Origin of the sequence: Serratia sp. JUb9 (assembly GCF_014298095.1) — a bacterium.
Taxonomy (GTDB): domain Bacteria; phylum Pseudomonadota; class Gammaproteobacteria; order Enterobacterales; family Enterobacteriaceae; genus Serratia_B; species Serratia_B rhizosphaerae.
On record NZ_CP060416.1, the window covers coordinates 4,317,441 to 4,330,677 of the forward strand.

The 13,237-nt window shown below is 61.7% G+C and carries 15 protein-coding genes; 2 read left to right on the plus strand and 13 right to left on the minus strand.

The genetic code is table 11. From position 1 onward, the window contains the following. Positions 1-5: 5 nt before the first annotated feature. Positions 6-344: a nuclear transport factor 2 family protein gene (locus tag HF675_RS20390; RefSeq protein ID WP_187043664.1), complete on the plus strand. Its 339-nt coding sequence runs from the start codon at positions 6-8 to the stop codon at positions 342-344. 78 nt (positions 345-422) lie between these two features. Here HF675_RS20390 and hpaC read toward each other — a convergent pair whose 3' ends face one another. From hpaC to HF675_RS20445, 11 genes are all read right to left on the minus strand, one after another. Continuing rightward, positions 423-938, minus strand: a complete 516-nt coding sequence (gene hpaC / locus HF675_RS20395; RefSeq protein WP_105229656.1) for a 4-hydroxyphenylacetate 3-monooxygenase, reductase component — start codon at positions 936-938, stop codon at positions 423-425. A gap of 18 nt (positions 939-956) precedes the next feature. Further along, on the minus strand, positions 957-2,519 hold the full coding sequence (hpaB, locus tag HF675_RS20400) for a 4-hydroxyphenylacetate 3-monooxygenase, oxygenase component (RefSeq protein WP_111738115.1): 1,563 nt from the start codon (positions 2,517-2,519) through the stop codon (positions 957-959). 190 nt (positions 2,520-2,709) lie between these two features. Next, positions 2,710-3,606: a 4-hydroxyphenylacetate catabolism regulatory protein HpaA gene (gene hpaA, locus HF675_RS20405; RefSeq protein ID WP_105229655.1), complete on the minus strand. Its 897-nt coding sequence runs from the start codon at positions 3,604-3,606 to the stop codon at positions 2,710-2,712. A 17-nt stretch (positions 3,607-3,623) separates the two neighbouring features. After that, entirely contained in the window at positions 3,624-5,000 is a 1,377-nt protein-coding gene (gene hpaX / locus HF675_RS20410) for a 4-hydroxyphenylacetate permease (RefSeq protein ID WP_187043665.1), read from the minus strand. A gap of 11 nt (positions 5,001-5,011) precedes the next feature. Next, the gene (gene hpaI / locus HF675_RS20415; RefSeq protein ID WP_105229653.1) at positions 5,012-5,806 is read right to left on the minus strand and encodes a 4-hydroxy-2-oxoheptanedioate aldolase; all 795 of its coding nucleotides are present in this window, start codon (positions 5,804-5,806) and stop codon (positions 5,012-5,014) included. A gap of 21 nt (positions 5,807-5,827) precedes the next feature. After that, positions 5,828-6,631, minus strand: coding sequence for a 2-oxo-hept-4-ene-1,7-dioate hydratase (gene hpaH / locus HF675_RS20420; RefSeq protein WP_187043666.1), 804 nt, complete (start codon positions 6,629-6,631; stop codon positions 5,828-5,830). A gap of 10 nt (positions 6,632-6,641) precedes the next feature. Further along, complete coding sequence (locus HF675_RS20425; RefSeq protein WP_111737768.1) at positions 6,642-7,028, minus strand: 5-carboxymethyl-2-hydroxymuconate Delta-isomerase; 387 nt, start codon at positions 7,026-7,028, stop codon at positions 6,642-6,644. A 9-nt stretch (positions 7,029-7,037) separates the two neighbouring features. Further along, positions 7,038-7,895: a 3,4-dihydroxyphenylacetate 2,3-dioxygenase gene (gene hpaD / locus HF675_RS20430; RefSeq protein WP_105229650.1), complete on the minus strand. Its 858-nt coding sequence runs from the start codon at positions 7,893-7,895 to the stop codon at positions 7,038-7,040. Positions 7,896-8,033: 138 nt separating this feature from the next. After that, complete coding sequence (hpaE, locus tag HF675_RS20435; protein WP_111737769.1) at positions 8,034-9,488, minus strand: 5-carboxymethyl-2-hydroxymuconate semialdehyde dehydrogenase; 1,455 nt, start codon at positions 9,486-9,488, stop codon at positions 8,034-8,036. Further along, positions 9,485-10,249 carry a fumarylacetoacetate hydrolase family protein gene (locus HF675_RS20440; protein WP_105229648.1) on the minus strand — a complete coding sequence of 255 codons (765 nt, stop codon included), beginning with the start codon at positions 10,247-10,249 and terminating at the stop codon, positions 9,485-9,487. Before HF675_RS20440 ends, hpaE begins: the two co-directional genes overlap by 4 nt. Further along, positions 10,246-10,878, minus strand: coding sequence for a fumarylacetoacetate hydrolase family protein (locus HF675_RS20445; RefSeq protein ID WP_187043667.1), 633 nt, complete (start codon positions 10,876-10,878; stop codon positions 10,246-10,248). Before HF675_RS20445 ends, HF675_RS20440 begins: the two co-directional genes overlap by 4 nt. 314 nt (positions 10,879-11,192) lie before the next feature. On the opposite strand from HF675_RS20445, the gene hpaR reads away from it, so the two are divergent. Beyond that, complete coding sequence (hpaR, locus tag HF675_RS20450) at positions 11,193-11,645, plus strand: homoprotocatechuate degradation operon regulator HpaR (RefSeq protein ID WP_105229646.1); 453 nt, start codon at positions 11,193-11,195, stop codon at positions 11,643-11,645. A gap of 6 nt (positions 11,646-11,651) precedes the next feature. Here hpaR and HF675_RS20455 read toward each other — a convergent pair whose 3' ends face one another. Both HF675_RS20455 and HF675_RS20460 read right to left on the minus strand, forming a co-directional pair. Then, positions 11,652-12,437, minus strand: a complete 786-nt coding sequence (locus HF675_RS20455; RefSeq protein WP_187043668.1) for an SDR family oxidoreductase — start codon at positions 12,435-12,437, stop codon at positions 11,652-11,654. Further along, complete coding sequence (locus HF675_RS20460) at positions 12,434-13,234, minus strand: molybdenum cofactor biosynthesis F family protein (RefSeq protein WP_187043669.1); 801 nt, start codon at positions 13,232-13,234, stop codon at positions 12,434-12,436. Before HF675_RS20460 ends, HF675_RS20455 begins: the two co-directional genes overlap by 4 nt. Positions 13,235-13,237: the final 3 nt, after the last annotated feature.

Below are 13,237 nucleotides of genomic sequence, written 5' to 3' on the forward strand. Positions count from 1 at the left end.
AAATCATGTCCGTCGAGTTACCCGTACAGGCGCAGTTTACAGCCTATAACGCCCATAATATTGAAGCGTTTATCGCATGTTTCTCAGAAGATTTTAAGGGATATCGGATGCCAGCCGAATCCCCTTCCACCGTAGGTAAATCCTCTTTGCGGGAATTCTATATCAATCACCGCTTCAATAATCCGCAGCTTAAAGCAGAGCTAATTTCACGCACGGTACTCGGTAACAAAGTGTTTGATCACGAAATCATTTACGGCCTGTCGCCCACCCCGATGGAGAGCGTGGCCGTTTTTGAGATTGAAAACAGCCTCATTAAAACGGCGTGGTTCTATTTCCCTTCATAACGGAATACCTGTCTGTCCATCATAATAAACAGAGGGCGGAGCACGCTCCGCCCTCTGCAGGCATCGGCGCTAGATGGCTTATGCCAGCGCCGCCATCTGGTGCATCACCGGGTGGAAGTTGCGTTTAAAGTAGATCAGGCCGTGTCCGCCGTCGCTGAGCGCAATCTGCTTGATCTCCACCAGATACACCTGATGGGTGCCAACGCTCTGCACCTGGGTGATCTCCCCTTCCAGGCTCGCCAGCGTGTGGCGCAGCATCGGCTGGCCGAGCGCGCCGGTCTGCCACTCTTCCAGCCGGAAGCGGTCTTCCATACAGACGTCGGTCATGCCGGCAAAGTGGCGCGCCATCATCTCCTGCTCATGGTTCAGCACGTTGACGCACAGCCGGCCGTTTTCCTGAAATACCGGGTTCATCGCGCTGTTGCGGTTGATACACACCATCAGCGACGGCGGCGTATCGGTCACCGAACAGACCGCGGTGGCGGTAATGCCGCAGCGCCCCGCCGGGCCGTTAGTGGTGACGATATTCACCGCCGCCGACAGGCTGGCCATCGCATCGCGAAAGCGCAGCCGGTGTTCATTTTCCTGAGACATAGCAACCTCCTCCAAAAATCATTTCAGCAAGTTATTCAGCTGATTAATATCATCATTGTTATGCAGGTGCGGCACCGTCCAGCCGTTCTGATCGTAGTCGGACAGACATTTGTCGACCATCTGCATCATCTGATCCATGGTGCCGGATCCCTGTGCGTGGCGCAGGCACTGCAGGCGGATCTCATCCTGGCTGCCGGCATAGTTGATCTCATACAGCTCGTGGCGGCCGCCGAATTCGCTGCCGATCGCATCCCACATCAGCTTCAGGATCTTGATGCGTTCCACATGATCCATGCCGTTGGATCCGCGCACGTACTGCGCCAGGTACTTGTCGATCGCCGGGTTGTTCATATCACGCACGCTGGACGGCAGGTAAATCAGGCCGCTGGTCACGTTCTTTTCGATAATATGCTTCACCTTGGTGTAGGCCATCGGCGCCATCACGCGGTAAGTCTGCAGCGCGGCGGAATCCGGCAGATAGGCGCCGTTCTCCCACTGGGTGGCTTCGGCGCACATCGCGTCGCTCAGCGACCAGAACAGGTTGCGCCAGGCCACCACTTCTCCCAGATCGGCCTGCACGCCGCGGAACTCCAACACGCCGGTGCAGCCCAGGCTCTTTTGCAGCAGCGCGGTGATAAAGTCCATCTTCACCGCCAGACGCACGCAGGCCTGCAGCGGGAACAGACGGGCAAACCCGCCCTGGGTGCTCCAGCGGCGACAGCGGTCGAAATCGCGGTAAATCAGTACGTTCTCCCACGGGATCAGCACATGGTCCATCACCAGAATAGCATCGTTTTCGTCAAAGCGACTGGAGAGCGGGTAATCGAACGGCGATCCGGTGGCGCCGGCGGCCAGCTCATACGAGGCGCGGGAAATCAGCTTCACCCCTTCGGCGTCCATCGGCGCGACGAACATCAGCGCGAAGTCCGGGTTATCGCCCATCACCTGCGCCGAACCAAAGCCGATAAAGTTGTAGTGGGTCAGCGCCGAGTTGGTGGCAACCACCTTGGCGCCGCTGACGATGATACCGGCGTCGGTCTCTTTCTCTACCTTGATAAACACGTCTTTCACCTCGTTGACCGGCTTATGACGGTCGATCGGCGGGTTGACGATGGCGTGGTTGAAGTACAGGCCGGTTTCCTGAATCCGCTGATACCAGTTGCGGGCATTGTCGGCGAACTGGCCGTAAAACTCGGGATAGGCCCCCAGCGCACAGCCGAACGCCGCCTTATAGTCCGGGGTGCGTCCCATCCAGCCGTAGCTCTGACGCGACCAGTCGGCGATGGCGTCGCGCTGCTGGCGCATCTCTTCCGGGCTGCGGGCATAGCGGAAAAACTTATGGGTATAGCCGCCGTTGCCGGTGTCGGTGCCCCAGCACAGGCGGTCATGGCTGGCCGGATCGTGCAGCGCGTCATACAGCTGGCCGACGGACGCGGCGGCGTTGCGGAACGCCGGATGGGTGGTGATATCCTTGACCCGCTCGCCGTAAATATAAATTTCACGGCCATCCTGCAGGCTTTTCAGGTATTCAGCGCCGGTGAACGGGCGTTTATTGTCAGCGCGGAAGTCTTCTGGTTTCATCGGGTGCCCCTCGTAATCGGTATTTTCACGGCCGCAGCGCGGCATATTGTTAAAATAATGTTTTCTTTTGGTTGCTTAATTGAAGACCCCAACGCCGGTTTCGAGAAGAGACTTTTGCGGCAATCGTCGGTACTTTTCAGAGGGGAGCGCCGCTTTCGCGGCAAACTGTGATCCAGGCGGTATTCCGCCGTTATGACAGGGCGTGTTGCGCGGCGCGATAGCGGCTCGGCGAGCAGCCTTCCAGCCGGTTGAAAAAGCGGGCGAAGTAGGCCGGGTCCTTGAATCCCAGGCTGTAGGCGGTCTCATGCACCGTGCAGGCGCTGAACAGCAGCAGGCGCTTGGCCTCGCGCAGCAGCCGGTCGAAAATCAGCCGTTTCGGCGAGCGGTTGGCGAAGCGCCGGCACAGATCATTGAGCCGCGATTCGGTCACCCCCAGCGCCTGGGCATATTCCGGCACCGGCAGATGCTCGCGGAAGCGTTCGTCCACCATCTTGTTGAAACGCTGGAACAACTTCAGCTCGCCGCGCACGCCGGTGGCCGCCGAATCCTCCAGCGCGGTATTGCGCAGCAGCAGGGTGAACACCGCCTGCGCCAGCAGCGTCAGCGTTTGTTCGCGCCCCGCCAGCCCGGCGGAAAACTCGCGGCGGATCAGCGCCCAGTAGTGACTGAGCGCCGCCAGCTCCTGCGGCGCGCTCGCCAGCGACATGCAGATGCCGGGCATATCCAGCGCCAGATTGCTGCCGGGGTACAGCCGCTCCAGCAGCGGCCAGATCAGCTCCTGACGCACCGTCAGCACGTGGCCGTCGCTGTCCGGCTCGGTGAAAAAGGCGTGGGGCACCGACGGCGGCGTCAGGATAAACAGCGGCGCCTGCACCGAATAGTGCTGGTCGTCCAGCTGCAGCTCGATCTTGCCGGTCTCCAGAAAGTGCAGCTGAAAAAAGCAGTCATGCCAGTGCACCTGCATATCGCGGCCGAAAAACGCCGCCAGCCCGGCAAAGGTTTCATAATGCACATCGTCCGCGGCGTAACGCGCATCGTACTCTTTACAGATATCGATGTTGGCGATAAAGCCGGTACTTTTCTGCACGTCCTTCTCCTGTGTCGTCAGGGGGCAAGCTCGTCCCCGGTGATCTTGTCATGATTGACGGCGCTGCGCCGCTGCGCGGCGTTCATCGGAATGCGCCACACCAGCAGCGCGCCTATCACCAACAGCCCGGCGACGAAATACAGCCCGGAGTTGAAGCTGCCGGTCAGATCCTTCAGCCAGCCGATCAGCAACGGGCTGACCGCCGAGCCGATATTGCCGGTGGCGTTGATCAGCGCGATCCCCACCGCGCGCGCTTCCAGACTGATGGCGCGATCCGGCGTGGTCCAGAAAATGGCCATCGCGGTAAACGAACCGACCGACGCCATAATGATCCCCAGCAGCTGGATCAGGCTATGATGCGTGGCCGACGCCAGCAGCCAGCCGGCGGCGGCAAACAGATACGGCAAGGCGGTATGCCGCTTGCGCTCCTGCAGCCGATCCGATCGTTTACTCCACCACACCATGCCGGCGATGGTGCAGATCTGCGGGATCGCCGCCAGAATGCCGATGACGATATTGCTGCTGTTCTGGTTAAAGCTTTGCAGGATCTGCGGCGTCCAGATATTGATCGCGCTCAGGGTGTTGGTCAGGCAGAAGTAGGCCAGCGTATACATCAGCACGATCGGCGTGAACACCTCGCGCCACAGGCTGCGCGACGATGTCTGCCGCGGCGCGGCGGCGGCCGTCTGCTGCCGTTTGTCGGCCTCCATCATCGCCTGCAGGCTGCTTTTCTCCTCGGCGCTCAGCCACTTGGCCTTGGCCGGGGTATCGTCCAGATAGAACCACACCACCACGCCCAGCAGCACCGACGGAATGCCTTCCAACAGGAACAGCCACTGCCAGCCCTTCAGGTTCAGCACGCCGTCCAGCGCCAGAATATAGCCGGACACCAGCGAGCCGATCGCCATGGTGACCGGCATGGCGATCATAAACAGCGCATTGGCGCGGGCGCGGTAATAGGCCGGGAACCAGTAGGTGAGGTACACCAGGATCCCCGGCAGAAAGCCGGCTTCGGTAATGCCGACGATCATGCGCAGCACATACAGGCTGGTCGGCCCGGTGGCGAACAGCGTACAGGTGGAGGCAATGCCCCACAGCACCATAATGGTGGCGATCCAGCGCCGCGCGCCGACGATGCTCAGCATGATGTTGCTGGGAATGCCGAAAATCACATAGGTGACGTAAAACAGCGTCGCCGCCAGGCCGAACATGGTGGAACTGAGGCCCAGATCCTGCCCCATGGTCAGGCCGGCGAAGCCGATGTTGATACGGTCGAGAAACGAGAAGACAAACAGAATAAACAGAAACACGATCAGACGCCGAAACAGCTTGTTAATCACCGACTGCTCGGCGGCGCTCTGCGCTTTATGCGGCTGCGAATCGACCTGGTTCATGATGGCTCCGATTAATAGACGCCCGGGGCATCGCCCTGCGCCGTTCCCGCTTTAAACTCGGCGGCCAGTTTCTCCGCCGCCCGCGCCAGCAGGGTGGTATCGACGCCCACCGCCACAAACAGCGCGCCGCACGCCAGATAGTGGCGCGCCAGATCCGCCTGCGCCATCAGAATACCCGGCGCTTTGCCGGCGGCGCGGATGCGCGCGATGGCGTCATCGATGGTCTGCTGCACCTCCGGGTGCTGCGGGTTGCCGGCAAAGCCCATATCGGCGCTCAGATCCGCCGGGCCGATAAACACCCCGTCCACCCCGTCGACCTGCAAAATATCGTCCAGATTGCTGACCGCCTCGCGGGTTTCAATCTGCACCAGCACGCACATTTGCGCATCGGCGTCATGCAGGTAGTTCGGCACCCGGTTCCAGCGTGAGGCCCGCGCCAGCGCGCTGCCGACGCCGCGTATACCGTGCGGCGGATAGCGCGTGGCGCGCACCGCCGCGCGTGCCTGCTCGGCGTTCTGGATCATCGGGATCAGCAGCGTCTGCGCCCCCACGTCCAGCAGCTGTTTGATCACCACCGGATCGTTCCACGGCGGGCGCACCACCGGATGACTCGGGTACGGCGCCGTCGCCTGCAGCTGGCCGAGCACCGTCTGCACGTTGTTGGGCGCATGTTCGCCGTCGATCAGCAGCCAGTCGAAACCGGCGCCGGCCAGCAGCTCGGCGCTGTAGCTGCTGCACAGACCGAGCCACAGGCCGATCTGCGGGCGCTTTTCCTGCAGCGCCTGTTTGAAGGTATTGATAAGCATCGCGTTCTCCCCTGGCCGCCGTTACACAAAGCGGCAGCTGATGCAGCCCATCGGGCCGTAATCCACGTGGAAGGTATCGCCGCGTCGCGCCGCCACCGGGCGGGTAAACGAGCCGCCGAGAATAATCTGCCCGGCCTCCAGTTCGACGTCGTGCGGAAACAGTTTATTCGCCAGCCAGGCCACGCCGTTGGCCGGGTGGTTCAGCACCGCGGCGGCGACGCCGGACTCTTCAATCACCCCGTTGCGATACAGCAGTGCGCTTATCCAGCGCAGATCCAGCGCGTCCGGCTTGCTCGGCCGGCCGCCCATCACCACGCCGGCGTTGGCGGCGTTATCGGAAATGGTGTCGAACACCTTGCGCGGGCGCTGGGTTTCCGGGTCGACGTTGTGGCAGCGCGCGTCGATAATCTCCAGCGCCGGAATCACGTAGTCGGTGGCGTTATACACGTCAAACAGCGTGCAGTTCGGCCCGCGCAGCGGTTTGGCCAGTACAAACGCCAGCTCCACCTCGACCCGCGGCACGATAAAGCGGTCAATGGGAATATCGCTGCCTTCGTTGAAGAACATATCGTCCAGCAATGCGCCGTAGTCCGGCTCGGTGATCTGCGAGCTGACCTGCATGGCGCGCGAGGTCAGGCCAATCTTGTGCCCTTTCAGCGTCCGCCCTTCGGCGATCTTCAGTTCCACCCACTGGCGCTGAATGGCGTAGGCGTCCTCAATGGTGATCTCCGGATGATCGATCGACAGCGCGCGGATCTGCTCCCGGTTTTGCTCCGCCTGATGCAAGCGTTGTACCGCACGGCTCAACAGGTTTTTATCCAGCATTTACCACCTCTCAGGATTGACGGAACAGCGCGTGAACATTGTTCTGTTTGTAATTCAGCACCGGGTCCAGCTCTTCCATGGTGAAAGAGAGCGCCAGGTAGCGGCTGGCCGTCAGCGCGGCAAAGTGTTCTTTAATCAGCGCAAACAGCATCTCGCCCACCTGCTGCCGGCTCTCCAGGCTGCGGCCGTGGCCGATTTTCAGCGTCATATGCACAAAAGCGTAATCCTGCTTGCCGTCGGCCATCTGCCAGGTGTCCAGCCAGATGGCGCGGCTGCGCACGCCGCCGAGCGGAAAGATGCCGGTGTCCGCCAGCGCCTGATTCACCTTGGCGAACAGCGCGGGCAGCTGCGCCTGCTCGCGGATATTGTCGGTACATTCAGCGTAAAAATGGGGCATGGCTTTACCTCAGGCTTCAGCGGGAAGCGGGAACACGGCGTTGACCTGCCCGGTGCCGGAACTGGCGAACAGCGGGGTGATAAACTCCACCTTGCCGTCATACTTGTCCCAGCCGAGCAGTCCCAGCAGCATCACGGTGTCGTGCATATTGCCCTCGCCGTAGCAGTAATCGGCGTACTCCGGCAGCATTTCGCAGAACTCGCGGAAGCGCCCCTCGGCCCACAGTTTCACCACCCGCTCGTCCATCTGCTGGTCAAACTGGCGGGTGTAGCTGTTCATGCCCTCTTCGGCGCGCTGGTCGTCGATAAAACGGTGCGACAGCGAGCCGCTGGCGAGCACCGCCACGGTGCCGTCATAGTTTTCGATCGCGGTTTTGATCGCTTCCCCCAGCCGGCGGCTGTCGGCGAAGTCGTGCACGGTGCAGAAGGCGGAGATCGACACCACTTTAAAGTGGCGATCGCTGTTCATATAGCGCATCGGCACCAGCGTGCCGTACTCCAGCTTCAGGCTGGGAATATCGTGCGCCTTGGCGCGTACGCCGAGCTTGCAGGCCTCATCGGCGATCATCTGCCCCAGCTGCGGATTGCCGTCGTACTCGTAGCTCATATCGCGGATAAAGTGCGGCAGTTCGTTACTGGTGTAGACGCCGGCGAAATGGTCGCTGCAGTTGATGTGGTAGGCGCTGTTCACCAGCCAGTGGGTATCGAACACGATAATGGTGTCGACGCCCATCTCTCGGCAGCGCGCGCCAATCTCCCTGTGGCCGTCGATCGCCCCCTGGCGGCAGCCGTGGTTTTTTCCCGGTAGTTCAGACAGATACATCGACGGCACATGCGTAATCTTTGCGGCTAACGCTAACTTACCCATAAGTCCTCCTATCCCCTTCATCTTTCGAATTGCCGCGTTGTTGGCTGTGCGGCCCATCCATGGGCTTCCCCCTCACGGGGCCGCGGCAATCCGAAAGCGATTGGGTATAGTCCTGTTTTTAATTCAAAAACATGAGGCTTAAACGCCCCAGCGTGGGATCGGATGGTCGCCCATTGAGATGCAGACGTTCTTCATCTCGGCGAACACTTCAAAGCTGTACTCACCGCCTTCGCGGCCGGTGCCGGAGGCCTTCACCCCGCCGAACGGCTGGCGCAGATCGCGCACGTTCTGCGTATTGACGAACACCATGCCGGCTTCGATACTGCGCGCCAGGCGCATCACCTTGCTCACATCCTGGGTCCAGATATAGGACGCCAAACCGTATTCCACATCGTTGGCCATCCGCAGGCCGTCTTCTTCTGACTTGAACGGCAGCAGGCAGGCCACCGGTCCGAAAATCTCCTCCTGCGCCACGCGCATGCGGTTATCGACATCCGCCAGCACCGTCGGCCGCAGGAAGTTGCCGTACTCCAGCCCCTGCGGCTTATCCGGCCCGCCGGCCAGCAGCGAGGCGCCCTCTTCCACGCCCAGACGGATATAGCCGGATACCTTCTCCCAGTGCTGCTGGCTGATTAACGCGCCGACCTGGGTCTGCGGATCGGTCGGGTCGCCCACCCGCAGGCGGTTGGCGCGCTCGGCGAAACGTTTGACGAATTCCGGGTAAATGCTTTCCTGAATGAAAATACGCGAGCCGGCGGTGCAGCGTTCGCCGTTGATCGAGAAGATGGTGAACAGCGCGGCGTCCAGCGCGCGTTCGATATCGGCATCCTCAAACACCAGCACCGGCGATTTGCCGCCCAGTTCCATCGAATATTTCTTCAGCCCGGCGCTCTGCATAATGCGGCGGCCGGTGGCGGTGCCGCCGGTAAAGGAGACCGCACGCACGTCCGGATGGCGCACCAGCGCATCGCCGGCGGTGGCGCCGTAGCCCTGCACCACGTTCAGCACCCCGGCCGGAATGCCGGCCTCCAGCGCCAGCTCCCCCAGACGGTCGGCGGACAGCGGCGACAGTTCGGACATTTTCAGCACCGCGGTATTGCCCAGCGCCAGGCAAGGGGCGGTCTTCCAGGTGGCGGTCATAAACGGCACGTTCCACGGCGACACCAGCGCGCACACCCCGACCGGCTGCACCAGGGTGTAGTTGAGCATCTTGTCGTCCACCGGGTAGGTTTTGCCGTTCATCTGCTGGCACACCTCGGCAAAGAACTCGAAGTTGTGCGAGGCGCGCGGGATCAGCACGTTTTTGGTCTGGTGGATCGGCAGGCCGGTATCGGCGGTTTCCATCTCGGCGATCTGCGGCACGTTTTCATCGATCAGCTCGCCCAGCCGGCGCATCAGGCGCGCACGCTCCTTCATCGGCGTATTGGCCCATTTCGGGAACGCCGCCTTGGCCGCCGCCACCGCCATATCGATCTCCGCCTGCCCGCCGGAGGCCACCTCCGCCAGCACCTCGCCGTTGGCCGGATTGGTGGTGGTGAAGTACTCGCTGCTGGTCACGTTTTTGCCGTCGATCCAGTGGTTGATGGTTTTCATCGCAGGCTCTCCTGATAATCGTGTTCGCTGATAATGTGGTTGACCAGGCGGCCGATGCCTTCAATCTCCACCACCACTTCGTCCCCCGGCTGCACGTCGGCCAGCCCTTTCGGCGTGCCGGTGGCGATCATGTCGCCCGGCTGCAGCGTCATAAATTCACTGAGATAGCTGATGAGATACGGAATATCGAAAATCATGTCGGCGGTGGTGCCGCGCTGGCGCAGCTCGCCGTTGATATAGGTGCTGAGCTGCAGGCGGTGCGGATCGCCGATATCGTCGCGGTCGACGATATACGGGCCGATCGGCGTCAGGCCGTCACGGCTTTTCACCCGCAGGTTCGGCCGGTAGTAGTTTTCCAGGTAGTCGCGGATGGCGTAGTCGTTGCACAGGGTGTAGCCGGCGACGTACTCCATCGCCTGCTCGCGGCTGACGTGACGGGCGGTTTTGCCGATCACCGCCACCAGCTCGGCCTCATAGTGCATGTACTCCACCCCGGCCGGACGCACCGACACCTGGCGGTGGCCGGTCAGGGTATTGGCCGCCTTCAGAAACACCAGCGGCTCTTCCGGCGCTTTAAATTCCAGTTCGCTGGCGTGGTCGGCGTAGTTCAGCCCCAGCGCGAACACCGTGCCCTGTGCCGGCGGCAGCCATTCGACGTCGGTTTCATTCAGTTGCGTGCCGTCCGGCAGCGTGACCCGCAGCTGCTCGTCAACGCTGACGTTAAACATCTGGCCGTGATGGCGAATGCGCGCGTGCTTCATGCTTGCTCTCCTTCCAAAACCGCAACGTTGCTGAGTGCCGGCAGGTCGGCGGCGCGGATCGTCACCTCGTCGCCCGGGTTAATCGCCACCCGCTGATGCGGCGTGCCGATCAGCAGCACATCCCCCGGCTGCAGCGTAATAAACTCGCTGATGGCGGCCAGCAGCTCGCCGCCGGAACGCACCAGATCCGCCGTTGACCAGCGATCCTGCTCCACGCCGTTGATCTCGGTGACAATCTGCAGCCGGTCGATGTTATCCAGCTGCGCCATCTCGCCCAGCGGGCAGAAGCCGTCGCGACACTTGGCCTTGATCGCCGGGCGGTAAAAGCTGCTCTCCGCCAGGCTGACGTCGTTGGCCAGCGCATAGCCGGCGATATACGCCGCCGCCTGCGCCGCCGGCACCTGGCGGGCGGTATCGCCGATCACCAGCGCCAGCGTGCCGCCGCTGTAAACTTTTTCTGCCGCCGGCAGCGGGATCTGACCGCCGGGGCTCAGGTAGGTGTTACGCGGTTTGATAAACCATACTGGGGTCTTCGGCGGGGTCTTGTAGGGCGCGTCATGGAACGCGCGGTCCCAGGCGTCCATCTGGCTGCGGTGGTTAAGCGCCACCGAAAATACGGTTCCTTTCATGCAAACTCCTATTGTCACAAATCAGGACATCCGGCATTCGTTAATATATTAATGATTACTTTTAACCGCTGCTCAGCATTTACGCAACGCCGTTAATTTGATTTGTGATCGTGATAACAAAATATTCACAACCTCAAAACATATTGGTGATAATTCAAAGAATTAGCCTTTTTAAGCCCTATTTTTCACGCTGAGACACATTTTCCCTTTATCCACGACGCCAAATATGGCTACTATTAAGTTATTAATAAAAATCGAACGACCGGCGCCTGAACGCCGGATGCGCCAACACTTTGATAGCAAAGGCCCGACATATGCATGAATCCCTCACCATTGCCCTGTTGCAGGCGCGCGAAACCGCGATGGGCTTTTTCCGCCCGATCCTGAAAAGCCACAACCTGACCGAACAGCAGTGGCGCATCATCCGCGTGCTGGCCGACCAGCGTTCGATCGAATTCCATGAGCTGGCGGCGCAGACCTGCATTCTGCGCCCCAGCCTGACCGGCATTCTGTCGCGCATGGAGCGGGATAAGCTGATTTTCCGCCTGAAACCGGTTAACGATCAGCGCAAGCTGTATGTCTCGCTGACCCAGCAGGGCCAGGAGCTGTATGAGGTGGCGCGCCATCAGGTTGAACAGGGCTACCGTGAGATTGAGGCGGCGTTCTCGCCGGAGAAAATGCAGCAGTTGATGGCGCTGCTGGATGAGCTGATCACCCTGGGCGAGCAGCAGCCCGCCAACCTGGTCGCGCATCCCGCCAAAAAGTGACGGCCCTCAGGACGCGGCGGGCCGGGCCTCCGGCAGCAGCGCGCCGCCGTCCACCACCAGCGTCTGGCCGGTGATATACCCCGCCGCCGCAGAGGCCAGAAACACCATCGCCGCAGCGATATCTTCCGGCTCCCCCAGCCGGCCAAGCGGCACCGCGCCGCCAATCGCCTGATTGAAGGCGTCATCCCCCAGGTTCGCCATCGCCGGCGTGCGGATCATGCCCGGCTCCACGCCGTTGACCGTAATGCCGTAAGGCGCCAGCTCCAGCGCGGCGGCGCGGATAAAGCCGTTCACCCCGGCTTTGGAGGCGGCATAGTGCGCCAGCCCGGGATAGGCCACCTTCGGCCCGGTCACCGATGAGGTCACCAGAATGCGCCCGCCGCCCTGGCGGCGCATCCACGGCAGCGCCGCCTGCGCCAGATGGAACGGCGCCATCAGGTTGACGCTGAGGGTGCGCTGCAGCAGCGCGCGGTCAATCTCGGCAAACGGCGTCAGCGGGAAATAGGCGGCGTTATGCACCACCACGTCCAGCCGGCGGCAGCGCTGCGTTACCTGCGCCACCAGCGCGGCGATCTGCGCCGCGTCGGCCAGATCGCACGCCAGCGCCTGCGCCGACCCACCCTGCTCTGTCAGCTGTTCCGCCGCCTGCCGCGCCTTATCATGCTGGAGATCGGCCACCACCAGCGTGGCCCCCAGCCGGGCAAAGGCACCGGCGATCGCCAGCCCGATGCCCTGCGCACCGCCGGTCACCAGCACCACCTGCCCGCGGAACGCATCCGCGGCGAAGGTCATGCCCCGCTCCGCGGATGGCGGGTGGTATTGAGCACCTGCGCATGCGCGCCGACGGCAAAATTACTCAGCGCGCTGAAGTCGCTGCCCTGATAGCCGAGGATCTTGCCGTCGGTACGCAGCCCCTGCAGATCGATCATCACCACGCCGAGGGTCGGAATGATCTTTTCGCGCCAGACAAACAGATACAGCTGCTCTGCCACCTTGACGTAGTGGCAGCGGTCAACGTCCGCCAGCCCTTTCTCCACCCCGTCCAGACATTGCCAGGCGTAGAAATTGTCGTTCAGGTAGATATGCTCATAGCGCTCGGTGGGGCTGTAGGTATACATATTGCGCATGCCGATCAGCTCGTCGGTAAACGCCGGCAGCGGCGCATCGTCATCCGCCAGCCGGCCGAAGCGAAACTCGGCCGCCACCGCGGTCAGCGGCAGCCCCTGCTCCACCCGGCTGAAAGCGTCCAGGCGCGTCTGCGCCTCATCCGGCAGTTGGCCGTACACCGCGGTGAAATTGCCCAGCGCCCGATTACATACCAGCGTAATGCTGGCGTTGGCGCGCTGCGGGTCGAGGAAGTCGATAAACAGCACGCCAGGGCGCAGCGCGGTGGCGCGATAATCCGCCGGCTGCCCGCGCCAGTGCAGCGTCTGTCCGTCGACAAAGCAGACGTCGAGACGCTCGCCGTCGGCAAAGTACAGGCTCAGCGTCTGCCCGGCCAAATCGTCCTGCGCCTGCAGGGTATGACTGTCGGGGGCAAAGCCCTCCGCCAGTGCGCCAACCTGAATAAACACCGCTTCTGAATGCATTTG